Source organism: Parashewanella curva (assembly GCF_003675895.1).
Classification (GTDB): Bacteria; Pseudomonadota; Gammaproteobacteria; order Enterobacterales; family Shewanellaceae; genus Parashewanella; species Parashewanella curva.
Window position 1 is genome coordinate 1 of the sequence record NZ_ML014757.1, and the last position, 24,843, is coordinate 24,843.

Sequence of the window (24,843 nt, forward strand, 5' to 3'; positions counted from 1 at the left end):
AACACCTTATAACCCCGAGTACGCCGATTACCTTCAAAGGCGTAAACTCAATAAGCAAAGCAGAAACTCTTGGTTTGAACCTGTCATGCCTGCGTTGTGAAGTTGTGAAGTTGCTGGGTAACGTAATATGCCTTAGTGGAGGCTTGAGCCGTATGCAGTGAAAGTTGCACGTACGGTTCTTAGGAGAGCGGCATCTGGTAACAGGTGTCGCTTATCCGACAAAAATGAGATAGCTGCACCTAAATCACTTGATTTAACTGGGCTATTAGTAAGCGTGTAAATGAGGGAAAAACACTGTTACACCTTTTTGCTATTCCTGAAAAGGTTCTAACTTCCGACCTCGTAGCACAGTACATTTCAAGATTTTCACAAAAAACATAGGATGAACTGTTGCTACGGGCAAACTTTAATTGTTAGAGGCAAACTATATTGTCTCTTCACATCTATTTCTTGTAATGAAAAACCTTTAACGACTTTTCTTCATCAATATCTGCATAAACGGCAGGATTTGCAACACGTCCAACAAAAATTAAATTATTGATAGACTCTTCGACTTGTTGCTTTAAAAAATCTGGTGATAACTCTGGTGCATTTAAACACAACAATAGTTCGCATTGCTCTGACATTAGCTCAGGTAAGCGACGAAGCAACCTCACGTAATCCTTTGTTGCGACAAATGAACCTTTTTGGTTACTTGGCGGATCAGCAATAATTAAATCGTATGGCCCTTGCTTTTTGAGCTTACCCCAAGACTTAAAAATATCATGACCATAGAAACTCGCATTTCCAACAAAGTCATTGAGGTTATGGTTACGCTTACCAATTGAAAGCGCACCTTTACTCATATCAATATTAACAACTGATTCTGCTCCACCCGCCAACGCCGCAATCGAAAAACCACAAGTATAAGCAAATAAATTAAGTACTTTTTTACCTTGAGTGTTTTGTTGTACCCACTGGCGACCATTTCTCATATCAAGAAACAAACCGTGGTTTTGCCCTTTTAATAAGTGAACGTTATATTGATTACCGTTCTCAGTAACGACATGAGGTTCTGGCACTTGACCACAAATCAGCTGGGTCTTAGTGCCTAAACCAGAACGAAACTGATAAACCAAATTTAGTGGCGTTTCTTCAGCTAACTGCTGCCACCTTTGCTTGATGGCATCTACTATTTGCTCAAGTTCGCTATCCTCTAGTGGTTTAAAGCTTGTGATTAACAAAACAGGTTCAAACCAATCTAAACACAAATGTTCTGATTGAGGGTATTTCCCTCCTCGACCATGAAACAAGCGCTGGGTATCTTGAGGAATTTCAAGTTGCTGAATGAAGGTTATAAAAGACTGCATCGACTCAGTGATCCAATAATTGAGAAATCTAATTTAGAAATTAACTAAATCAAGAATTAACTAAATGACGATATTTAATAAGAAACTGCTGGCATAACGCTGGTGCATTGATGTTACTCATCATAGTGAGCTTTTGTCGAACCTGCATGACATCAGATGCTAATGCTATAACACTGGAATGCAATAAGGCATCACTGTACTTCCCTTGCAAAACAAACTGACGAAGCACCAGATATAAAACATCTAAAGCATCAACGATATCTTGCTCGTTAGTTGCAAGAAAACACTGGCTTAAATGCCCAAGGCTCAAGCTTTCTGCCCAAGCTTTACGATAGTTGAGTAAAGCTTGATAGTGACCAGAATCAATAGCCGACATCAGCTCTAAAGGACCTCCGACGAGAGGAATACACCAAGTGGCATCACCTTTGACATCAGAATGTTGACTCAACCAATCTAATATCTGTTTTTTATCCGGTTTTCTTATTGCTAGCTTTTGACAACGACTCGAAATCGTCGCCATCAATAAATTAGGTGAGTCGGTTTGTAGCAATAATAAGGTGTCATCACCCGGTTCTTCGAGTGTTTTTAGAAGCGCATTAGCAGCTGCTTGATTTAACTTTTCGCAATGATGAATCACAGCTACTCTACGACCACTTTGTTGTGCTGTGGTTGCAAGACTTTGACAAAGCTGGCGAATTTGATCCACCTTGATTTGACTACCATCAGGCTTAATGGTGTGTAAATCTGGGTGATTTCCTGCCTCAACGAGATGACAGCCACGACAAAACCCACAAGCCCCTTTTGACGTGGGCTTTTCGCATAATGCCGTTTGTGCAAGGTGCGCCAACAATAACTCAGCTCCATAGCCAGATTCGATGCCCAATAGCTGTGCATGTGGCAAGCTATCACTATTCAGTTGATTATAAAAAACCTGCCTTGCATCATCTAACCAAGAGAGTTGAGTTAATTTAACCATGGCATCGCCTGCAGTGCGCTAATAATGTCTTTATGAACTTCGGTAATATTCTGACTTGCATCAATCACATAAATAGAATCATCTTTTGATGCTTCTTGTAAGTATCGAGCTCTAGCTCGTTGGAAAAAATCCATTTTTTGCTGTTCAATTCTATCCAGTGCGCCTCGATTTGCAGCACGTGATAAACCCAATTGAGGATCGATATCCAAATACAAGGTTAAGTCAGGTTTAAAACCTTGCAAGGTAATTTCACTTAACGAGTCAACGAGGTTGGATAAACCGCGCCCTCCTCCTTGATAGGCTAATGAAGATAAATTATGCCTATCTCCAATTACCCATTCACCTTTATCAAGTGCTGGTTTTATCACATTGGCGATGAGCTGTGCTCTTGCAGCATAAATAAGTAAACATTCTGATTCATCACAAAGTGGATCATTGTCATCAGCGACTTTTACTAGATCACGCATTTTTTCAGCGAGTGGCGTACCACCCGGCTCGCGAGTACAAACAATGGTTTGTCCTGTGTGCTTTTCAATATAATCACGAACTAAATTGATGGCGCTAGATTTTCCAGCACCTTCAAGGCCCTCAATAACAATAAATTTGCCTTGTTCTACGGTCATTTTCTATTTCTCTGGTACTGATTCACAGCTCGATTGTGTTGTCTTAATGTTCTTGAAAAAATATGACTGCCATCATTTCTAGAAACAAAATATAAGTAATTTACATCAGCAGGATGAGCTGCTGCTTGAATGGATGCAAGACTTGGCGCTGCAATTGGTGTTGGCGGTAAGCCATTTATTCGATAGGTATTAAAAGGTGTTTTTTCCCTAAGATCTTTACGAGTAATATTTCCCTTAAATCTCTCACCCATTCCATAAATAACTGTTGGATCAGTTTGCAGGCGCATTTTCTTACTTAAACGATTATTAAACACCGCTGAAATAACGTCTCGCTCACTCGGTTTTGCAGTTTCTTTTTCGATGATGGATGCCAAAATGAGTAACTCATATGGACTATTAACCTGAACATTTTCAGCTCGGTTATCCCATATCTTTTGCAATTCGGTTTGCATTTTTTTGTAGCTCTGATTAAGAATATCCAGCAGCTTTGTTGAAGACGTGTACTGGTAAGTATCTGGAAAAAACTTTCCTTCAGGTTTACCTGAAGTGTCTCCATTGAGCTTTAATACTTGTTCAAAAATATCATTATCTACTTCAAGTCTCGGTTGTCGTTGAAGCAAAGCTAACCATTGTTGAATCGTATGCCCTTCTATCAAAGTCACTCGGTATTTTTTAACATCACCCGTGTTTAACTTAGTAATGAGGGTAAGCGGTGTATCTTTTGGTGTTAACTGATAAACACCTTTTTGTAGATTTTGATGCTCAGGATAAAGCTTTAGATAAAGTTTGAATTTCCACACATCAATAAGATCACCCTGACGTGCCAGTTTGTTCAGTGTGCCATTCATCGAGGCACCACGTTCTACCCACAATTCTCTCGGTTCAGAGATCTTCATTGGCGTCTTCATGTATGATTCGACTTGTTGCTTAACAACAAGCACCGTAGCAATCACACTTATGGACAAAACCGAAAGCGTTATTTTCAGCCATTTCATAAGCTGACTCCTAACTGAGATCTTAGCATCTCAGTTATCGGACTTTTAGCTAATGTCATGTCATCAACTTGCACAATATCAACCACGCCCATCAAGCTATTGGTTATGAAAGCATGTTGCATAAGCTTAATTTTTTCTTTTGGAATGGACAGAACTTCAACGTGTTCACCAGACTCAAGTAATTGCTGGATGACTTGTTCTCGCATGACACCGGATACACCACTTTGGGAAAGGCAAGGGGTTGACCACTTATCACCATCATGAAAAAAAATATTCGCCATTGACGATTCAATCACCATATCGTCAGTATCCATGACCAGCCAATCTTGGAAACCTTCATTCAATGGTTGAGATTTTATCATCACTTGTTCCAAACGGTTCAAGTGTTTCATTCCCGCTAATATTGGTTGCTTGGCTAATTTTATTTCTGAACTTTGAAGTTTTATACCTTGCTTCTGCCAATTTATATATAGCTCTGGCAGTGAAAATGTAGAAACCAACTCAGTAACACTGGATGAATCTGGTGCTTGGTAGCCACGACCACCGACACCACGAGAGATAAGAAGCTTTAGTCCTTGTGAAGGATATTGAAGCGCGATTTTCTTTAGGTGTTCAATGAGCAGTGGACTAGGACTCCAGAATTGATCGTCTACTTTTATCTGTAATCGAAAAGCGGCTTGTGTGAGCCGCTGGATATGAGTTTCAAGAAACTGAATTTGCCCATGTGAATCTATGCACATTGTTGCAAATACACCATCACCATAAGCCATTCCTCGATCAAAGGCATTACAATGCTTTCCCTGCAAATCAGATTGCCTCTGACCATTTATCCATAACTTTTGCATTATCAATCCTGACTAATACGACTGGCTACAGCTTCTTGTTGGTCTTTATATTTGGCACTTTTACGTTTGTTGTAAGGTCTAGCCACTGGTGTTGAGAGTCGCTCAAAGTTCAATGCACCAATGGTCATATTTGGTCGTAGTGCCAGCGGTAATTTACCGCTATTGTAAAACTCTAAAACAATTTTTCCTTGCCAGCCCGGATCGATTCGATGAGCGGTAACGTGAACCATTAAGCCCAATCGAGCCAAGGACGAACGACCATCTAACCAACCCACTATGTCAGCAGGTAAAGTGACACTTTCATAGGTCACTGCGAGCGCTAATTCCCCAGGGTGAAGGAAGAAAGCTTCACCATCTGGAATATCAATTTGCTCGCTCATAACTCTATCTAGCGCTTCTTGCACATCAGCACTAGGACCACTTAAATCGATAAATGGCGCAGTGTGATCTTTAAATACACGAAACTGATTACCTAATCGAACATCCATACTGACTCCCGAAATGGCTTCAGGCTCTGGTCTTGGAGTAATAATGATTTCTTGGTTATCTAACGCTTTTTCGATTTCAATATCAGTTAAACGCATTTTTAATTAGATTCCTTGTGCCAAATACAATGTCCTTCCACTAGCCTCAATAACCTAAGCTAGTGGGTTACTTCGCCAATAAATGTTGAATTCTGGCTTTGAGTATGTCTGTTGCAATACGGTTTTTACCGCCTCTTGGAACAATAATATCAGCATATTGCTTAGAAGGTTCAATGAATTGCATAAACATAGGACGAACAGTCTTTTTATACTGTGAAATAACCGATTCCATCGTACGACCACGCTCTTCAACATCACGCTGTAAACGACGCAAAAAGCAAATATCTAATGGAGTATCCATGAACACACTCGCATCAAAAAGTTCTCTTAGTTTAGGGTCGGTAAGCAGTAGAATCCCCTCAAGAATAATGACTTTTTTAGGTGTGATGTGGTTAGTCTCATCAGGCTTTCGGGTATGAGTTACATAACAATATTGTGGGATCTCAATATCATTACCCGCTTTCAGCTCCAACAGGTGCTCTCTAAGTAAAGCGTGATCCATAGACTGTGGATGGTCATAGTTAGTCTTGACTCTTTCTTCCATGGTCATGTGGGTTTGATCATGATAGTAGGCATCTTCGTTAATTACGGCAATTTGGTCCGTTCCTAGATCACGTCTAAGTTCATCGAAAATCGTCCTTGCAATTAAACTCTTTCCTGAGGCTGATGCTCCTGCGATAGCGATGATCACACACTGCTGAGAATTCATACTTATACCTTACTCATCATCTGAAATACTAATAGAGACACTTGATTGTTGCTGAGCTGCAACTTGCTTCACAATTTGGTTAGCAATCTGAATATATAAATCACTAATGGCAGAGTCTGGGTCTGAAACCAAAGTTGGTTTACCCATATCCATAGCTTCCCGAATACTGAGTTGTAACGGTAACGCTCCCAAAAATGGAACTTGATATTGCTCTGCGGTGCGTTTACCACCTTGTGCACCAAAAATAGGCTCTTGGTGATTACATTGGCTGCAAATATGAATACTCATATTCTCCACGACCCCTAATATTGGCACATTCACCTTTTGGAACATCTGAATCCCTTTACGGGCATCAGACAAAGCAACATCTTGAGGAGTGGTAACGATAACAGCACCTGTTAATGGCACTTTTTGAGATAGCGTTAACTGAATATCCCCCGTACCCGGCGGCATATCAACAAATAGGTAATCTAACTCAGGCCAAGCCGTTTCATTCATCAACTGAGTTAATGCGCCTGCTGCCATTGGACCACGCCAGATAGCAGCGTCCTCACTATTGATCAGAAAACCAATGGATTGAGCGGTAATGCCATGAGCCGAAGCTGCTGTCATTTTTTTCTCACCAACCGCATCAGGTTTAAAATCCTCAATTCCTAGCATTAAAGGAATGGACGGACCATAAATATCCGCATCTAATACCCCAACTTTGGCTCCTGTTCTCGCCATTGCAAGCGCAAGGTTTACCGTGGTGGTTGACTTACCAACACCACCTTTACCCGATGCGACGGCAATTACATGCTTAACCGATTTTAATAAGAGTGAAGAATTCTGATTTGGTGGATTCATAATGCGTTTACGCAACCCGCAGAAAAATTTGCCCAAGTTTACCAGATAAACGTGATATTCGTCTTGTTGAGCGATTATTTTTAGAGCGAACACATCAATAAATTGTCATGTTTTTCTAGAGGCCGTTTCCGATTAAAGATTTTTTGATTTGTTACTGCCTAAAATTGGCAAAATTAAGGCACGAAGATTGAAGTTTAGTGAACTAAACGAAAACTGAGTAACGCAAAGTTTGCAAGTTTTGGGCGTAACCCGAAGGGCTGCGTTCCTTTTTTGTTTAAACTTCGTTGAAAAATGCTCATGTAGAATAACTACACTTCACACTTTACACCTAAATTAACCTAAAAAATTAACTGCAGCAAATCAAAAATCTAATCGGGTACGGCCTCTGAAGTGTAATTACCAAGGCAACAAATCAACGCCTAATCCACTTTCATTAATGAAAAGTTTAAGTACATCAGTTAAGATGCCAGCAATTGTAAGAAATATTTATACGAAAGAAGAAAATGGCTGACACTCAACGCAAAATTTTAGCGACTTATGCACTTCCATACGCCAACGGCTCTATCCATCTAGGCCATATGCTTGGTTTTATCAAAACTGACATTTGGACACGTTATCAAAAGCTTCGTGGTCACGAATGTCATTTCGTTTGTGCTGACGATGCTCACGGCACCCCAATCATGCTTAAAGCTCAACAGATGGGTATTAAGCCAGAAGAAATGATTGCAGCAGTTCAAAAAGAACATGAGCAAGATTTTGCCGATTTTAGAATCGCTTTCGATAACTACCACACTACTCACAGTGAAGAAAACAAAGCGCTAGCAAGTGAAATTTATCTTAAATTAAAAGAAAACGGCTACATTAAAACGCGTACCATTTCTCAGCTATTCGATCCTGAAAAGTCCATGTTCTTACCTGATCGCTTTGTTAAAGGCACTTGCCCTAAATGTAAAGCTGAAGAACAATACGGTGATAACTGTGATGTATGTAGCGCAACTTATAGCCCTACAGACTTAATTAACCCTAAATCTGCGGTCTCTGGTGCGACACCAGTAATGAAAGACACTGAGCACTTCTTCTTTGATTTGCCCGCTTTTGAAGACATGCTGAAAGAGTGGACTCACTCAGGTTCATTACAGCAAGAAATGGCTAACAAGCTGAACGAGTGGTTTGAGCAAGGTCTACAACAATGGGATATCACCCGTGACGCACCCTACTTCGGTTTTGAAATCCCTGATGCTGAAGGTAAATATTTCTACGTATGGCTAGACGCACCTATCGGTTATATGGGCTCATTTAAAAACCTTTGTGACAAGCGTGGTGATTTGAATTTCAACGAGTTCTGGAAGCAAGATTCAGATGCCGAAGTGTATCACTTCATCGGTAAAGACATCATGTACTTCCACAGCCTATTCTGGCCTGCAATGCTTAAAGGCTCTGGCTATCGCCAACCAAACAACGTGTATGTTCATGGTTTTGTGACCGTTAACGGCGCGAAAATGTCTAAGTCGAAAGGCACATTCATCAAGGCTCGTACTTACCTTGAGCATTTAGATCCTGAATATCTACGTTATTACTATGCTGCAAAACTAAACAGCAGAATTGATGACTTAGATTTAAATCTTGAAGATTTTGCTCAGCGTGTGAACTCTGACTTAGTGGGTAAGCTGGTTAACCTTGCTTCTCGTACTGCTGGCTTTATCAAGAAACGTTTTGACGGCAAGCTAGCGGCTATTGAAGATAAAACGCTTATCGAGCAATTTATTGCTAAGAAAGATGCGATTGCAGAAAGCTATGAAGCGCGTGAATTTGGCAAAGCCATGCGTGACATTATGGCTCTGGCTGATATCGCGAATGCTTATGTTGCTGAAATGGAACCTTGGAAACTTGTAAAAGAAGAAGACAAGTTACCTTTAGCACACCAAGTATGTAGCACTGCCTTAAACCTATTCCGTATTCTAGTGACTTACTTGAAGCCAGTTCTTCCACGTCTATCACAAGATGTTGAAGCCTTTATGAATATAGAGCTAACTTGGGGTAGCCTAGATGCTGATTTTGCTAACCATGAAATCAATGCATTCAAACCAATGATGCAACGTATTGAAATGGATAAAGTGAATACCATGGTTGAAGCATCTAAAGAACATTTAGAAGCTACTAACAAACCTCAAGTAACTGGTCCTTTAGCTGATGATCCAATCTCAGATACTATTGAATTTAATGACTTTGCTAAATTAGATCTTCGAATTGCAAAAATTGCAAAGGCTGAACATGTTGAAGGCGCAGATAAACTACTTAAATTCCAGCTCGATCTTGGTGGTGAAACTAAGCAAGTCTTTGCGGGCATAAAGTCAGCTTATAACCCTGAAGATTTGGAAGGCAAGCTAACTGTTATGGTTGCTAACCTAGCTCCTCGTAAAATGAAATTTGGCATTTCTGAAGGCATGGTGTTAGCTGCTGGCCCTGGTGGGAAGGATCTTTGGATTTTAGAACCACATGAAGGTGCACAGCCTGGTATGCGAGTCAAATAATCAACAGTGCGGCTAATTGTGTAGTTCAAGACAGAACAGTTCGAAATAGCTAGCCTATTTCGAGCTTCTCTAGCGTATATACTCGTGATATTTGAAGATGCAACTTTCAGGTATCATGAATATTTAACCGACCGCAAGCTGCCATTAAATCATCGGTTTGTTTTCATGGGCTAACCGTAGACGTCCAAACACCTTTAATCAATCTCAATTTAAGACTCTGGTCAGCTTGGATTACAATATAGAGTTCATTATCATATGAGCTCTTTTTGTCTCATGAGAATAGCTTTGTTAGATATTATTGCAGGAAAATCAGCGTTAAAAACCATTGAGCAACATGGCTTTAATCAAGATCTGTTTAGTGTTTTTTTAGGTGCCAGTGGTGGCCCTAAGTGGTTTAGTCTATTCGGCTTAGACAAATATGTATTCGGTGAGTTTTTTAAAAACAGAACAGAAGAACTTTATTTAATTGGTTCTTCCGCCGGAGCTTTTCGCAGTGCCTGCTTTGCACAAAATGATCCTGTTGCTGCTATTTCTCGAATGGCTGAGTCTTATTCCGAAACGATTTATTCGGGTGAAGTAGATGCTTCTGAAGTGTCAGCTAAAGCTATAGAATTACTCGATTACGCGCTAGGCGATAACGGAGTTGAAGAAATCATTGGTAATCAAGTCTTCAAAACTCACTTTTTAGTAAATAAAGCCAATGGGTTCATGCAGTCTGATTCGAAAGGGTTACAGCTTGCGTCATTGTTCAAAAGTTACTTACTCAATCGTGTTGATAGAAAGCTACTAAAAAGCCAGTTTGATCGATATGTATTCCATCACCCACAAAGCCAACTTCAAATCAATGACCCTTATGGTTTTAATACTCAACACGTTGAATTAACAAATGAAAACTTAAAACAGGCACTACTGGCTTCAGGTTCTATCCCGCTTGTCATGGAAGGAATTAACGATATTCCGGGTGCACCCAAAGGAAAATATTGGGATGGTGGCATTATCGATTACCACTTTGACTTTCAAATTAGTCATAATGACAAATTAGTGCTCTATCCTCACTTTAATCCTGAACCAAAAGCGGGTTGGTTTGATAAAAACTTGTCTCGAAAAGTAATGAATCAGCATTACGACAACGTAGTAATGTTAGTTCCATCTGCAGAATTTATTGCCTCATTACCGTATGGGAAGATTCCAGATCGAAAAGACTTTGAAACTATGGATGCTGAGACACGCATCAAATACTGGAAAACAGTTTTAGCTGAAACAGAAAAGCTGGCTGATTCATTCGACGACTTTTTATCATCTCAGGATTTAGGAAAAATTAGGCTCTTTTCTCAAAATTTCAAGTAATTGCATATACAGCGGAGAGGATAGTCAACAAGCTGAATGTCTGTGGCATGTATGCCGAGGCCAAGCGCCCATGGATAGGATTGAAACGTTTCAGCGTTTGCTTATCCTCGGTTTCTATCAATGGAAATTTGCTAAGACACTTTAAACTGACTGACTCGTTCAGAAAGTTGAAGGGAAGCCACCGAAAGTTGTTCGTTTAACTGCATAATTTCAGAAGCGACGCTTTTAGAGTTTTGATAAAGCTCATTAATTCTAATCGCATTAGCGTTAACTTCTTCCGTTACACAGCTTTGCTGCTCCGTGGCTGTCGCAATTTGGATATTCATTTCATCAATAGTACTGACGTATTGAACAATGTCTTTTAAATCCTCACCAGCTAACTTAACTTCCTCGACACTCTCGTCTGCTTTTTCCATGCCTCTTGCCATAGCTTGAACCGCTTCAGATGCTCCGCTTTGTAGTCTATCAGTCATGTTTTTAATATCTGCTGTTGAGGCTTTAGCTCGTTGAGCAAGACTGCGCACTTCATCCGCAACCACCGCAAAACCACGACCTGACTCACCCGCTCTTGCTGCTTCAATCGCTGCATTCAAGGCGAGTAAATTGGTTTGCTCAGCAATTCCAGAAATGACATCTAAGACACCGACAATTCTATGAATTTCATCATCTAAGGCATCAATAGTATTTGAAGCCATTTGCATTTCATTAGCCAGCTCACGAATACATAAATCCGTTTTCTCAACTTCACCATTGCCTTGCTGCGCTTCTTTATTGGCTTCATTAGATGCCTTTGCAGCTTCGGCAGCATTTCCTGCAATTTGACTGACAGTTGCACTCATTTCAGACATAGCAGATGCAACTTGTTCAGCTTCTGATTGACCGATTTGAACATCAGAATTCATCTGTTCACAACTAAGTGAGAGTACCTCAATTGCATCAGTGATACTTACTGTACTAGCTCTAGCATTTACAATAACTTGTTCGATCTCGCCCATCATTTTGTTGAAGGTATTAGCTAACGCGCCAAACTCATCTCTACCTTCAGCAGTTATACGAGTCGTTAAATCAAGCTTTTCTCCAGCGATTAAAACTTGCCCACTCACATTTTTAATCGTTCGTTTCAAATAACCAGCGATGCTTAATGTTAAGAATAAAACTGCGGTAAACATTGAAACCATGATCACAATGTTTGTGAATAATAAATTAGATGCGTCATTCAATTTGTTCTGCGTTAACGCAACAATATTACTTGATAATTGTTTTTCCGTTTTTCTTAATAGCTCAATACGACTTGTAGCGACACTAAACCATTCTTCAGGATCCTGTTGCTCAATAATCGAAGTATCTTGGTTTAGTACATATCGTCGGAACTTTTCAACTTGCTTAATTGAATTTGAAGCTAACAAGCTTTTATATCCAGACAAATCATTTCCAGCAGATAGCGCCATAAAACGCTCTTGATAAGCGTTTTGCTCTGCAATCAAAGTGAGTAACTTAGCTAATTTTGCCGCTGGCAATTGAGATTTTCCAAAAATCGAACTTGAAATCGCACGCTCAATGCCAGCTCTTTCTTTCATCTGCAAATAAGCAGAGAATGCAGAGACTTTATTTGAAATTGTGGCATCTTTGGCTTGCTTAGAAATAATGTCGATAACCGAAAGCAACTGATTATTTAACTGAGTATAAAATTTAACCTGCTCAGGCAAGGAGATAGATAGTGAATCAACAGACTGGCGAATACTTGATAGCTTAGAGAGGCTAGCATCAATGGAGTTAATTTTTGTCCGTAAGAAGCTTGGTATTTGACTTGATTGCAACATTTCCTGAAGCATTCGAACTTCTCTATCAACATTACCTCGTTGATTTGGAAGCTTCTGCCGAAATGCTGAGCCTTTGGAGCCAATATATCCAGCACTCATTCCACGTTCTTTTTGCAATTGATGGACTAAATCGCTATTTCGTTCAGCGATACTTACTAAAAGTAGGATTGAATTAAGGTTCTGTTTTGCATCGTACTCTTGTTTAATAACTGCGCCAGCGTATATCAAACTCCCAATCAATGCAGGGCAAACAAGAAGTAATAATTTTTTAGAAATACCTAAATCAGCAACCCACTGCCAGCGCATAACAACCCCATATCCATCTACTTATTATTTTGGGGCGTAAAGTAATTGTTCTAGGGTAAATTGTAAACAGAGATTGCACTGATAATTTACCATGTAACTAATTAATGATTGTGGTTTTGACTAGGATCAAACAGCAAAGACTTTGCTAAATTTTTTACTAAAGTTTTGTAAGGCAACATAAGGCAAAGCCAATGCTTCGCCTTATGCAATCTTTAAATGAGTTAAATTCTGCAACTTGGTTCTGCAGACGCTTTACTTCTTAATAGCAAAGCCTTGTCCATATGCTTTTGTAAATCTTTGATACGAGACTCTGGCGCTGGATGAGTTGATAGAATTTCCAAACTACGTTTACCACCACTTGCTTTTTGCATATTTTTCCAAAGCTCTACAGATTGCTGAGGATTAAAACCAGCTTTCGCCATCAAATTCAAACCTATCTCATCAGCTTCAGTTTCTTGTATTCGACTGAATGGTAAAGTGACCGCAACTTGTGAGCCCACACCTAAAGCCGACATAATGGCATTACTTTGCTTAACATCATTGGCTTTAAGTGCGACATCAGCAACTTGAAGCCCAATACCGACTAATGCATTATTTGAAACTCTCTCATTACCATGCTCTGCAATTACATGCCCTACTTCATGCCCAATAACAGCTGCTAGTTGGTCTTGATTTTTAGCTACCTTTAACAAACCTGTGTAAACACCAATTTTTCCACCAGGGAGCGCAAAGGCGTTAACTTGTTTGCTGTCAAACACAACCACTTCCCATTTCCCATTAAACACACTTTTGGATACATAGGGGGTAATTGCGTTAGCTACACACTGGACATAACGATTATATTTTGGATTATGAGAAACTTTTTGCTTACCTTTGATTTGATCAAATGCCATAACACCTTGCTGATCTATTTGGCTAGATGAATACAGCTTTAGTTGCTTACGACCAGTAGGAGATGTAGAACAGCCTGATAAAACAAGGCTAATAAAAGCTATTACTAATAGAAAAAAGCGCTGAGTAGTCATGTGTTACCCTTAATAAAATCCGTTTATAGGTTGGCGACTCTAGAGGACGTACCCCAATTAGATTAAGCCGCCTTAAGAAAGTAAAATCAAGCGTTTCCTTTCACTTTCATGTTTAATTCTTTAGCAAAATTCAACATACGATCCAGTGGTATTAATGCTCTGTCACGAATAGTCTCATCTACAAAGATTTCATGTTCAGTAGTATCAGTAGCTGTTAGTGCATTCTCAATGGCTTGAAGACCATTCATCGCCATCCAAGGGCAATGAGCACAGCTCTTACAAGTTGCACCATTGCCACCAGTTGGCGCTTCAATAAGCGTTTTTCCCGGAGCCGCTTGTTGCATCTTATAGAAGATACCTTTATCTGTCGCCACGATAAAGGTATCGTTATCCATGGTTTGTGCTGCTTTAATTAACTGGCTAGTTGAGCCAACAGCATCCGCCATTTCTACGACACTTGCTGGAGATTCAGGGTGAACCAACACCGCTGCATTTGGATATTCTGCTTTTAATTGACGTAGAGCTTTCGCTTTAAACTCATCATGAACGATACATTCACCTTGCCACATCAACATATCGGCGCCAGTTTCTTTGGCAATGTAACTGCCTAAATGACGGTCTGGACCCCAAATAATTTTCTTACCTTCACTATCAAGATGCTCAACAATTTCTAACGCAATGCTTGAAGTTACAATCCAGTCGGCACGTGCTTTTACCGCTGTTGATGTATTGGCGTAAACCACTACAGTATGATCAGGATGTGCATCACAGAATTCACTGAAGGTTTCAATTGGGCAGCCTAAATCCAATGAACAAGTCGCATCTAGAGTTGGCATTAATACTGTTTTATCTGGGCTAAGGATTTTTGAGGTTTCCCCCATAAACTTAACACCAGCAACAATCAGTGTTTTTGCAGGATGGGCACGACCAAATCGTGCCATTTCTAATGAATCGGAAACACAACCACCCGTTTCTTCTGCTAATGCCTGAATTTCAGGATCAGTGTAGTAATGGGCAACAAGAACCGCATCTCGTTCTTTTAATAATTGTTTAATACGAGCTGTGTATTCTTGCTTTTCGCTGTCTGATAGTGGAACGGGTTTAGCAGGAAATGGATAGTCTATGGTTTCAATTTGTGGTGCCGCTTGGCTCATAACGCTTCCGATGGAGTACAACAAGTAATCCGATCATTATATACTGGCAGGGCTTGATGTTGCAATTTGTAGGCTACTTCCTGTTCTTCATGGTTGCTCTTGTGGAGTAACAAGCCTCACTAGTTCGAGAGAAATAACGCGGAGCTGACTCTATTTTTTCTTGCTTTTGTTTCGCTTCAATTTCTTCAGGAGTCATACATCCAGCAACAGCAGCAAATTCTTGATTAACCTTACTTTTTGAAGTTGACACATTTCTCGATTTATCTTTTTTTGCAAAAAAGTCTTCTAAATCATTCCCAGTAGCTGAAGATTTGTTTACTCTAGAAGATTGCATTGTTTTAGCTGGTTTATTTGCATCAACATTAAAGCCTTGTACTAAAGAAGATTGATGGTGCATTTCTTTAGGTTCAGGGCTAAACTCTAGAACTTGATCAATAGGTTTGTCAATTTTGAAAGCCATGATATAACTCCAATGATTTTTTCTTTGTTATAGTCAGATGATTGTTTTGTGTTAAGTTAAATTTATTTCATTAAAAATGGCGCTTAACGCGCCATTTTTATTCTTACTAAACAACTGTCTATTTCATGGCCATCAACATATCTTGTGGTTGCTCAAGATACTGTTTCCAAAGGTTACAGAAACGAGCAATAGTGCCGCCATCAATAATACGGTGATCACCTGACCAACTAACTTGCATGATACTGCGAGCTTCAACTTCACCTTTGTCATTGAAACGAGGCAGTTTTTGTACTTTACCTAAAGCAACAATTGCTACTTCTGGCTTATTGATGATAGGTGTTGCCACCGTACCACCAAGTGCACCAATATTCGAAATAGTAATCGTACCTTGCTTAAGATCCGCAGGAGCCACTCGACCACTACGAGAGTCATTGGTTAAGCGTGTGATGTCTGCTGCAACTTCTAAGATGCTCTTAGCTTGAACGTCTTTAACATTAGGGACAAGCAGACCCACTTTGGAATCTACCGCCATACCAATGTTGTGGCTAGCAAGATACGTCAACTCAGTACATTCTTCATTCACACGACTGTTAACGATTGGGTATTCGTTAATAGCAAGCGACAAGGCTTTCATGAAAAACGGCATCATAGTCAGCTTTAATTCGTCTGATGAATACCTGTCTTTCATCTCTTTACGAAATGCCATCAAATCAGTCATATCGATTTCATCGCAATAGGTAAAGTGAGGAATGGTCGAAACTGATTCTTGCATCATCTTCGCCATTACCGCTTTAACGCCTTTGATTGGCTCAACTCTACCTGCTGCTGTAGCAACTGGAACCATAGCGTGAGAAGTGTCAACTTCTGCAACTTTCGGTGCAACTGGAGTTACCGAACCATCAGCTAAGTGCGCTTCAATGTCTGTCTTATAAACACGACCGTTTTTGCCTGTACCTTTTACGGTACTGATATCAAGATCATGCATACGAGCCATACGACGAACAGCAGGACTTGCTAACGCTTTACCTTGGCGAACAGGCTCAGAAGGCATGCTTGCAGCTTTTGCTTCTCTAGCAACTTCAGTGGTCGCAACTGGTGCTGCCACATTGCCTTCACCTTCAACTTCAATCGCAAACAGAGGTTGATGAACGATTGCAATCTCGCCTTTCGCATAATATAGCTTGGCAATTTTACCAGGTTTCATTGCTGGAATTTGTACAAGCGCTTTATCTGTCATTACATCAGCGATAGGTTGATCTTCAACCACTTCATCGCCTTCTTCGACTAGCCATTCAACCAATTCGCACTCAACGATTCCCTCACCAATATCTGGTAGAAGGAAGTCCTCGATTTGAGTGCCTGACGCTACAACTGGCGCGGTTTCAACTGATTGCTCAACAGGAGCAGAAGCAGGAGTTGATTCACCCTCATCTTCTACTTCAACTGCATATAACGGTTGGTGTACAATCGCGATATCGCCTTTCGCATAGTAAAGCTTTACAATTTTCCCTGGGTTTGGAGCAGGAATTTGAACCAAGGCTTTATCTGTCATTACGTCAGCAATCGGCTGATCTTCAACAACAATATCACCTTCTTCAACTAGCCATTCGACCAGTTCACACTCAACAACGCCTTCTCCAATATCCGGCAAAATAAAATCTTTGATCATGTCGGACTCCCTAGAAGTTCATTGTTGATTTAATCGCTTCATACGTCTTCAACGCATCAGGCATGTATTCTTTTTCGTGAATGAGCGGATATGGTGTATCCAAACCACAAACACGAGCAATTGGAGACTCCAGATACAAGAAACATTCTTGCTGAATCGTCGCTGCGATTTCACCCGCAAAACCACCTGTTAACGGTGCTTCGTGGTTAATTAATAGACGACCTGTTTTCTTAACAGACTCTGCAACCGTTTCTACATCCCAAGGTGATAGTGAACGTAAGTCAATCACTTCACATGAAATACCGTCTTTGGCTGCCATTTCAGCGGCTTTTTCGACGATTTCCATCTGTGCGCCCCAAGCAAGAACTGTAATGTCAGTGCCTTGCTGAACCACATCAGCCTTACCTAATTCGTGCTCGTAATCGCCTTCTGGTACTTCGCCCACAGATGCACGGTATAAACGCTTAGGCTCAAAGAAAACTACAGGGTTTTTGTCTCGAATTGACGCTAACAATAGACCCTTCGCTTGCTCTGGGTTTCTTGGTACAACGACTTTCAAGCCAGGCGTTTGAGTGAAGTAAGCTTCTGGCGATTGTGAGTGATAATGACCACCAGCAATACCACCACCATAAGGAGTACGGTAAGTAAGACCACCAACGTTAAATTCGCTACCACTGCGGTATCTGAATTTTGCTGACTCATTTACGATTTGGTCAAACGCTGGGAAGATATAATCTGCAAATTGGATTTCAGCAACAGGTGTATGACCATTTGCAGCCAAACCGTTAGCAAAACCGGCAATACCTTGCTCAGTTAATGGCGTGTTGAAGCAGCGATCTGGACCAAATTTTTCTTTTAGGCCTGAAGTCGCACGGAATACACCACCAAAGTGCCCTACGTCTTCACCAAACACCAACATTTTGTCGTTCTTTTCCATCTCGATAGCAAGAGCATCATTGATGGCTTGTAGCATGTTCATCTGTGCCATGACTTAGAATCTCCCTGCTGTCTTAGGATAAGCTTGTGGATATTTGTTAACGTGTTCTTTCAACTCTTTTAGCTGCTTTTGAAGTAGCGGTGTAGGCTCGTCATATACATCATTGATCAATTCATCAATGTGCGGTGCTTCCACTTTTTCCGATACTTTTACTTGAGCTAACACTTCTTCACGATACTTAGCATAAAGTGCTTCGTCTTCTTCTTCGGATAACCAGCCTTGAGCTAGCATCCAGCTTTTGAAACGAGCAACGGGATCTTGTGCGCGCCACACATCTTCTTCTTCTTTTGAGCGATAACCCGATGGATCATCTGAAGACGAATGAGCACCAACACGGTAAGACATGGCTTCAATCAATACTGGCTTGTTGTTTTCAACCGCAAAGTCACGCGCAGCTTGAGTAGCAGCTAATACGGCTAGCATATCGTTACCGTCAACGCGGATGGTATGCATTCCATAACCAACACCACGGCTGGCAATACCATTACCTTTAAACTGTTCTTCGGCTGGAGTAGAAATGGCATAACCATTGTTACGGCAGAAGAATAGCGCCGGTGCGTTTAATGTTGCAGCCATGTTCAGACCAGCATGAAAATCACCTTCTGACGCAGCGCCTTCACCAAAGTAACAAATGGAAACAGCCTTATCATTATTCATTTTTAAGCTGTAAGCGACCCCTGTTGCTTGTGGGATTTGGGTACCAAGCGGAGAAGATACCGTGTGGTAATTTAATGCTTGGCTACCATAGTGGATAGGCATTTGACGACCTTTTCCTAGGTCTTTGGCGTTACTGAACATTTGATCCATGAACTGCTCAATGGTGAAACCGCGATAACGCAACGCAGCTTGTTCACGGTATTGAGCCAAGATAACGTCTTTATCTTGTAGTGCTGCAGCACTTCCGATTACTGCCGCTTCTTCACCTGTACAGGTCATGTAGAAGCTAATACGACCTTGACGCTGTGCACCTAACATACGTTCATCCAATACACGGATGAATACGCAGGTGTCGTACATGCGTTTTGCTGTTTCTTCATCGATGCTTGGCAAAACGGCATCTTTATATACGCTGCCATCAGCTTGTAAGATTCTCAATGTTGGGATGTTTAGTGAATCCCTATCGAGAAAGCTGACGCTGTGAACTATTTCATTAGTTTGAGTTGCGTTGCTCATAATGTGCTCTGTTCTCCTTGAAATTGAATGAACTTCATTCAATTTCAACTATTCTTATCGGCGGTATGCACCTTACGTTAAGGTATATACCGCTCGCAAGATTTGAGCTGAGTCACACTACAATTTACGTTTAACTCGCTTGTATATTTAAGTTTACAAACTCAATGATTATTCAAGTACTGGCTCAGCGACAGGAAGTAACATAATTACCGCACGTTGCCCTACAGGAATGTTGGCATTAGGGAATACGATCGCTTCTTCCTCATGCTCAATTTTGACTTTCTCTCCGCCCTCAGTGGCTAACACATATCCCTTAGGAAAAGATCTAAAGTTTTCTACGTCATTAGCAAAGTTAAATGCAAAGTCATCATGATTCTTGTTGATCACTCGGCACACTTGATAAAGGTTAACCTTGTCATTATCAAACTCTGACAGCTCAAGGTCGGCACCTGTAATTAAACGAGTAAGCATGGTATGAGTGGCAACAAAACGAGTCATATCGTTTTCGCCGAATGGACGCACTTTACCTAGTTCAACTGTGAACGCATCAGCGCCATAACCATTAGATGAGAAATAGCTAAAGGTAGTAGTAGGCTCATGGTGGAATAAAATGGTATCTACGCCACATGCTTCTAAAAACATGATCTGCTCAGCCTTATGAGGTTTACCATGACGGAATGGATAGATAGCAAACTTCTCGTGCTTGGATGCACGAATCGCAGTATGCAGATCATAATGAATACGGTGACGCTCACCTGTTACTGAGGTATAAAAACGATCAACATAATCTTCTAGTTTTTTAGCTCGAACGCGCTCTTGGTTTACTAAACCTTCACCGCTTGAATGATTACCACTGAATAAGCGATTCATATTTTCTTCAACAAAACGAGTTCCGTTGTGGATCGCTGGCGGATTACCAATTAAAAATAAGGTGCGATGTTTTACTTTAGTGCTCTGCTCTAGCAGTTCCTTAATTAACTGGTTACAAATCTCGATTGGCGCCGTTTCGTTACCATGTACGGCACAAGAAAGCACAATATCTTTGTTACCTGCTTGTTTAGGCTCAAAAACGATGACACCGGTGTCCCAAACATGAACATCTGTGTGATCAGCAAGTTCAAAAGAAAATGATTCTGAAATGGTTTCTGGATTTGCAAGGGTCAATGAGAGGAAGTCTTTAGACTGCAGAAGTGTTTGAAGCACGTTCAACTCCTAGTGTTATTTTTATCGTCATTGAAATAAAAAGACGATATTCGATTTCTTATATTTGTTGGTGAGCGATCCTACCACAAATCAAACATTGAACGATCGGAAGTTAATTTAAAAAAATTACTTGATTTAATAAATGACAAAAAGCAATATAGACGTCTAGACAGTTAGACATTTATTATAATAGTTAGAGTGTGAGAGAAATTATGGCTTTAGCAACTTTTGGAGCAGGCTGCTTTTGGGGCGTTGAATACTTCTTTAGACAAATTAATGGTGTTATCAACGCTACCAGCGGATATATGGGTGGTGATGTTAGCAAAATACGCTATGAAGAAGTGAAGACCGGTGACACAGGTCATGCTGAAGTTGTATGTGTTGAATATGATGATTCCATTGTCAGCTATGATGAGCTATTAGATGTATTTTGGAGTAACCACAATCCCACCACATTAAACCAACAAGGCGAAGATGTCGGTCATCAATACCGCAGTGTGGTGTTTTATCATGATGAGCTACAACGTGAACTAGCTGAAAAATCAAAGCAAGAATTGATTACTAACGGGAAATGGGGCGAACGCAAAATCGTTACTGAAATTGTCGAAAAACAAGAGTTTATTGCTGCAGAAGATTACCACCAGAACTATATAATTAAGAATGACTTACCAAGCTGTCACATCAGTTTTTAAAAAAACGTAAACTTATGGGTAATGGCGATCATCCATTTCTTTGTCATTTTACTGCCTCGAAAATATTCTCGGAATAAAAAATGCCAATCAGCTTAACTGACTGGCATTACCAATGCTAAAGCAGGGCTTGTTAAACCTAAAAAATTTACTCTTGTAAATCTTTTTCCATATCTTCATATGAAGTATGACGTACATCTTTCCCTTTTACATAGTAAATGATGTATTCACAGATATTTTTACAGCGATCACCAACACGTTCTACTGCGCGAGCTGCCCAGAGTACATCCAAGACACCGGGAATTGAACGAGGATCTTCCATCATATAGGTCATCAATTGACGGATAATACCTTCATACTCAGCGTCTAGTTTGGCGTCAGATTTATGTAGTTCAAACGCAGCATCGGCATCCATACGAGCCAATGCATCTAATGTTTGATGAAGCGTATGAGTTGCATGACGCCCCATACTTTCGATGCTAACCAATAATGGTTGCTGATTATTAGTACGTTTTTCTAGTGCAGCTTTAGCAATACGAACTGTTGCATCACCAATACGCTCTAAATCCGCGATAGTTTTAGAAATGGCAATGATCAAACGTAAATCACTGGCCGCAGGCTGACGCTTAGCAATAATGCGAGTACACTCTTCATCAATAGACACTTCCATGCCATTAACTTTGTGGTCGCCTTCAATGATCTTGCTAGCGAGTTCGGCATCTAATGTTGCTAATGCATCTAGCGACTGCTCAAGTTGACGCTCAACTAAACCACCCATAGCCAATACTCGGTTACGGATATCACCTAGCTCAGCATTAAACTGACCCGATATATGCTTGTTCAAGCTAATATTTTCCATTTTAAACCCCTTTAATTCTATCCGTACCAAGCATTAACCATAACGACCAGTAATATAGTCTTCGGTTTTCTTTTTCTGCGGCGTAGTGAAAATAGTATTGGTATCAGCATATTCAATCAGTTCACCCATGTACATGAATGCAGTTTGATCTGATACACGCGCCGCCTGTTGCATGTTATGGGTAACAATTACTACCGTGTATTTAGATTTTAGCTCAGTGATCAGTTCTTCAATAGTCAATGTAGAAATTGGATCAAGTGCCGATGTTGGTTCATCAAGTAGCAATACTTCAGGCTCAATCGCAATCGCACGAGCAATAACCAAACGCTGCTGCTGACCTCCCGATAGACCAAAAGCATTATCGTGTAAGCGATCTTTCACTTCATCCCAAATAGCTGCACCACGTAATGAACGCTCACAAGCTTCATCAAGAACACGGCGATTGTTCTCACCTTGTAGACGCAAACCATAAACCACATTTTCATAGATTGATTTAGGAAACGGGTTTGGACGCTGGAACACCATACCAACATTTCGACGTAATGCTGCAACATCGACTGCTTTGTCATAAATATTTTGACCGTGGAGTAAGATCTCACCATCAATATGACAAGTATCAACCAAGTCATTCATGCGATTGATACAACGTAGCAAGGTGGATTTACCGCAACCACTTGGACCGATGAAAGCCGTTACTTGCTTTTTCGGGATTTTCATACCGATATCGAATAAGGCTTGCTTGTCGCCATAACGCAAATTCAAACCACGAATTTCTAGCGCAGTCTCTGAATCAGGCAAATTCGCTAAATCTACTTTCTCTGCGTCCGTTTTGGTCTTATTTGGGTCAATTGAAATCATATTCTTTCCTAATCACATCAGGTAAATCTGTTATTCGTGACTGGCTTACCTGTCAGCCATCGTAAAATTCTTTTTGCTCCTGATTCTTATCAGGAGCGATTGCTTTAGTGTTCTAACGAACGATATTTTTCACGTAAATGGTTACGAACACTAATCGCTGTAAGGTTTAGAGCAACAATGACACTCACAAGTAAAAATGAGGTTGCGTAAACCAAAGGACGCGCTGCCTCTACATTCGGGCTTTGGAAACCAACATCATAAATATGGAAACCAAGGTGCATGAACTTGCGCTCAAGGTGAACAAACGGGAAGTTCATATCAATCGGCAAAGTTGGTGCCAATTTAACCACACCCACTAGCATTAGCGGTGCAACTTCACCCGCAGCACGAGCTACCGCTAAAATTAGCCCTGTCATAATCGCAGGGCTTGCCATTGGAATCACAATACGCCACAGAGTTTCGGCCTTTGTTGCACCAAGGGCTAAACTGCCTTGTCGTACTGAACTAGGAATACGGCTCAAACCTTCTTCTGTTGAAACAATAACAACAGGTAAAGTTAGAATAGCCAATGTCAGCGCAGACCAAATTACACCAGGCGAACCAAAGGTCGGTGATGGTAATGCTTCAGGGTAAAATAATTGGTCAATAGAGCCACCAACCATATACACAAAGAAACCTAAACCGAATACACCGTATACAATGGATGGAACACCCGCTAAGTTAATTACCGCAATTCGAATCATGCGAGTAATCGGGCCTTTTTTAGCGTATTCATGTAAATAGATTGCTGCGATCACACCGAATGGCGTTACAATAACCGCCATCAGCAATACCATGAAAACGGTACCGAAAATTGCTGGAAATACTCCACCCTCAGTGTTTGCTTCACGCGGATCACTAGAAATGAATTTACCAACACCAACAAACCAGTGTCCAAGCTTAGCAAAGAACCCCATATCATTAACGTAAGTCGCATCAAGAATGGTATTCATTGGAAGACGTAATACTTCACCTGTCATATCGCGAACTAAAACGGCATCTCGTCCAGCTTTTGTACGAAGCTTAAAGAAGGTTTTCTCAAGTTCTTGATATTTAAGGTTCAGCTTTTCACGACTATCAGCAATTTCTTGCTTTTTAGCATCAGTTAATTTGCCTTCAAGTTCATACTTTCGACTCTTTAATCTAAGAGTTTCAAGATCATAGTTAATACGACCAATTTCACCTTTTTGAAGAGAGTGAGCTTCATCTGATAACTCTACGGCACGCTCAATCAATTGGTCTAACTTAGCGCGTAAGTCACCGTTTTTGATTTCTTTACCATCTTCAACCACAGCAACTGGGAACCCATAAAAGTTACCGTTTTTAGTTCGTTCTAAAACCACGATATCTTTCGGTGTTGAGCGACTCACAATATCGGTTTCTAACACCCAGCGGAAATCGAGGCTTACACGCTCACGGTTACCGGTTTTAATTAGATAGCGAGTGACCGTTTCACCGGGATGTACTTTAAACTTGTGTCCTGCTGATTCTAAACGTTCAGTTGGCACATCTTCGCGGTCGTAGATTTCACCAATTAAAGTCGATGTTTTACCATGCTGGTCTTTCAACTCCCATTGATAAACATCACCAACCCAGAAAAAGCTTAGGCCACGCCATGCTATTAGTAGCAATAAACCCAATACAGCGATCAAACTCAAGCTGACGGCTCCACCTGTCATCCAAATCCAAGGAGAACCAGATTTAAACCACTTACCCATTACGCGAACCTCTCAAGCTCTTTCGAAAATTCTTATAAAATCGCATTGTTATTCTGTCCCTTTTCATT

The 24,843-nt window shown here is 40.6% G+C and carries 21 protein-coding genes and 1 pseudogene; 3 read left to right on the forward strand and 19 right to left on the reverse strand.

The window, feature by feature from the left end:
* Window positions 1-443 precede the first annotated feature (443 nt).
* The 8 genes and pseudogenes from D5018_RS03185 to apbC form a co-directional block, all read right to left on the reverse strand.
* On the reverse strand, window positions 444-1,349 hold the full coding sequence (locus D5018_RS03185) for a class I SAM-dependent methyltransferase (protein WP_121837541.1): 906 nt from the start codon (window positions 1,347-1,349) through the stop codon (window positions 444-446).
* Window positions 1,350-1,398: 49 nt separating this feature from the next.
* Complete coding sequence (gene holB, locus D5018_RS03190; protein ID WP_121837542.1) at window positions 1,399-2,325, reverse strand: DNA polymerase III subunit delta'; 927 nt, start codon at window positions 2,323-2,325, stop codon at window positions 1,399-1,401.
* Entirely contained in the window at window positions 2,313-2,948 is a 636-nt protein-coding gene (gene tmk / locus D5018_RS03195; RefSeq protein ID WP_121837543.1) for a dTMP kinase, read from the reverse strand. Before tmk ends, holB begins: the two co-directional genes overlap by 13 nt.
* Window positions 2,945-3,943: an endolytic transglycosylase MltG gene (gene mltG, locus D5018_RS03200; RefSeq protein WP_121837544.1), complete on the reverse strand. Its 999-nt coding sequence runs from the start codon at window positions 3,941-3,943 to the stop codon at window positions 2,945-2,947. Before mltG ends, tmk begins: the two co-directional genes overlap by 4 nt.
* The gene (gene pabC / locus D5018_RS03205) at window positions 3,940-4,788 is read right to left on the reverse strand and encodes an aminodeoxychorismate lyase (RefSeq protein WP_121837545.1); all 849 of its coding nucleotides are present in this window, start codon (window positions 4,786-4,788) and stop codon (window positions 3,940-3,942) included. Before pabC ends, mltG begins: the two co-directional genes overlap by 4 nt.
* Window positions 4,789-4,790: 2 nt before the next feature.
* Window positions 4,791-5,372, reverse strand: a complete 582-nt coding sequence (gene dcd, locus D5018_RS03210) for a dCTP deaminase (protein WP_121837546.1) — start codon at window positions 5,370-5,372, stop codon at window positions 4,791-4,793.
* A gap of 67 nt (window positions 5,373-5,439) precedes the next feature.
* Window positions 5,440-6,081, reverse strand: a complete 642-nt coding sequence (gene udk / locus D5018_RS03215) for a uridine kinase (RefSeq protein ID WP_121837547.1) — start codon at window positions 6,079-6,081, stop codon at window positions 5,440-5,442.
* A 9-nt stretch (window positions 6,082-6,090) separates the two neighbouring features.
* Window positions 6,091-6,894: pseudogene (apbC, locus tag D5018_RS03220) on the reverse strand (iron-sulfur cluster carrier protein ApbC); the annotation flags it as partial.
* A 536-nt stretch (window positions 6,895-7,430) separates the two neighbouring features.
* On the opposite strand from apbC, the gene metG reads away from it, so the two are divergent.
* Together metG and D5018_RS03230 are read left to right on the forward strand one after the other, a co-directional pair.
* On the forward strand, window positions 7,431-9,458 hold the full coding sequence (gene metG / locus D5018_RS03225; protein WP_121837548.1) for a methionine--tRNA ligase: 2,028 nt from the start codon (window positions 7,431-7,433) through the stop codon (window positions 9,456-9,458).
* Between the two features lie 285 nt (window positions 9,459-9,743).
* On the forward strand, window positions 9,744-10,805 hold the full coding sequence (locus tag D5018_RS03230) for a patatin-like phospholipase family protein (protein ID WP_121837630.1): 1,062 nt from the start codon (window positions 9,744-9,746) through the stop codon (window positions 10,803-10,805).
* Between the two features lie 131 nt (window positions 10,806-10,936).
* On the opposite strand, the gene D5018_RS03235 is transcribed toward D5018_RS03230, so the two are convergent.
* The 8 genes from D5018_RS03235 to astE form a co-directional block, all read right to left on the reverse strand.
* Window positions 10,937-12,931, reverse strand: coding sequence for a methyl-accepting chemotaxis protein (locus D5018_RS03235; protein WP_121837549.1), 1,995 nt, complete (start codon window positions 12,929-12,931; stop codon window positions 10,937-10,939).
* Window positions 12,932-13,152: 221 nt separating this feature from the next.
* Complete coding sequence (locus D5018_RS03240) at window positions 13,153-13,956, reverse strand: M48 family metallopeptidase (protein ID WP_121837550.1); 804 nt, start codon at window positions 13,954-13,956, stop codon at window positions 13,153-13,155.
* An 86-nt stretch (window positions 13,957-14,042) separates the two neighbouring features.
* Window positions 14,043-15,110, reverse strand: a complete 1,068-nt coding sequence (gene nadA / locus D5018_RS03245) for a quinolinate synthase NadA (RefSeq protein ID WP_121837551.1) — start codon at window positions 15,108-15,110, stop codon at window positions 14,043-14,045.
* Between the two features lie 73 nt (window positions 15,111-15,183).
* Window positions 15,184-15,570 (reverse strand): hypothetical protein, encoded by a 387-nt coding sequence (locus D5018_RS03250; RefSeq protein WP_121837552.1) that lies wholly within the window; start codon window positions 15,568-15,570, stop codon window positions 15,184-15,186.
* Between the two features lie 118 nt (window positions 15,571-15,688).
* On the reverse strand, window positions 15,689-17,239 hold the full coding sequence (locus D5018_RS03255; RefSeq protein WP_121837553.1) for a dihydrolipoyllysine-residue acetyltransferase: 1,551 nt from the start codon (window positions 17,237-17,239) through the stop codon (window positions 15,689-15,691).
* A gap of 10 nt (window positions 17,240-17,249) precedes the next feature.
* Complete coding sequence (locus D5018_RS03260) at window positions 17,250-18,227, reverse strand: alpha-ketoacid dehydrogenase subunit beta (protein WP_121837554.1); 978 nt, start codon at window positions 18,225-18,227, stop codon at window positions 17,250-17,252.
* Window positions 18,228-18,230: 3 nt separating this feature from the next.
* Window positions 18,231-19,409, reverse strand: coding sequence for a thiamine pyrophosphate-dependent dehydrogenase E1 component subunit alpha (locus D5018_RS03265; RefSeq protein ID WP_121837555.1), 1,179 nt, complete (start codon window positions 19,407-19,409; stop codon window positions 18,231-18,233).
* Between the two features lie 168 nt (window positions 19,410-19,577).
* Complete coding sequence (astE, locus tag D5018_RS03270; RefSeq protein ID WP_121837556.1) at window positions 19,578-20,612, reverse strand: succinylglutamate desuccinylase; 1,035 nt, start codon at window positions 20,610-20,612, stop codon at window positions 19,578-19,580.
* Window positions 20,613-20,824: 212 nt separating this feature from the next.
* On the opposite strand from astE, the gene msrA reads away from it, so the two are divergent.
* Window positions 20,825-21,304, forward strand: coding sequence for a peptide-methionine (S)-S-oxide reductase MsrA (gene msrA / locus D5018_RS03275; protein ID WP_121837557.1), 480 nt, complete (start codon window positions 20,825-20,827; stop codon window positions 21,302-21,304).
* A 145-nt stretch (window positions 21,305-21,449) separates the two neighbouring features.
* Here the strand turns inward: msrA and phoU are convergent, their stop codons facing one another.
* The 3 genes from phoU to pstA form a co-directional block, all read right to left on the reverse strand.
* The gene (phoU, locus tag D5018_RS03280; protein WP_121837558.1) at window positions 21,450-22,160 is read right to left on the reverse strand and encodes a phosphate signaling complex protein PhoU; all 711 of its coding nucleotides are present in this window, start codon (window positions 22,158-22,160) and stop codon (window positions 21,450-21,452) included.
* 33 nt (window positions 22,161-22,193) lie between these two features.
* Entirely contained in the window at window positions 22,194-23,018 is an 825-nt protein-coding gene (gene pstB / locus D5018_RS03285; RefSeq protein WP_121837559.1) for a phosphate ABC transporter ATP-binding protein PstB, read from the reverse strand.
* A gap of 104 nt (window positions 23,019-23,122) precedes the next feature.
* Complete coding sequence (gene pstA / locus D5018_RS03290) at window positions 23,123-24,775, reverse strand: phosphate ABC transporter permease PstA (RefSeq protein WP_121837560.1); 1,653 nt, start codon at window positions 24,773-24,775, stop codon at window positions 23,123-23,125.
* Between the last annotated feature and the right edge of the window lie 68 nt (window positions 24,776-24,843).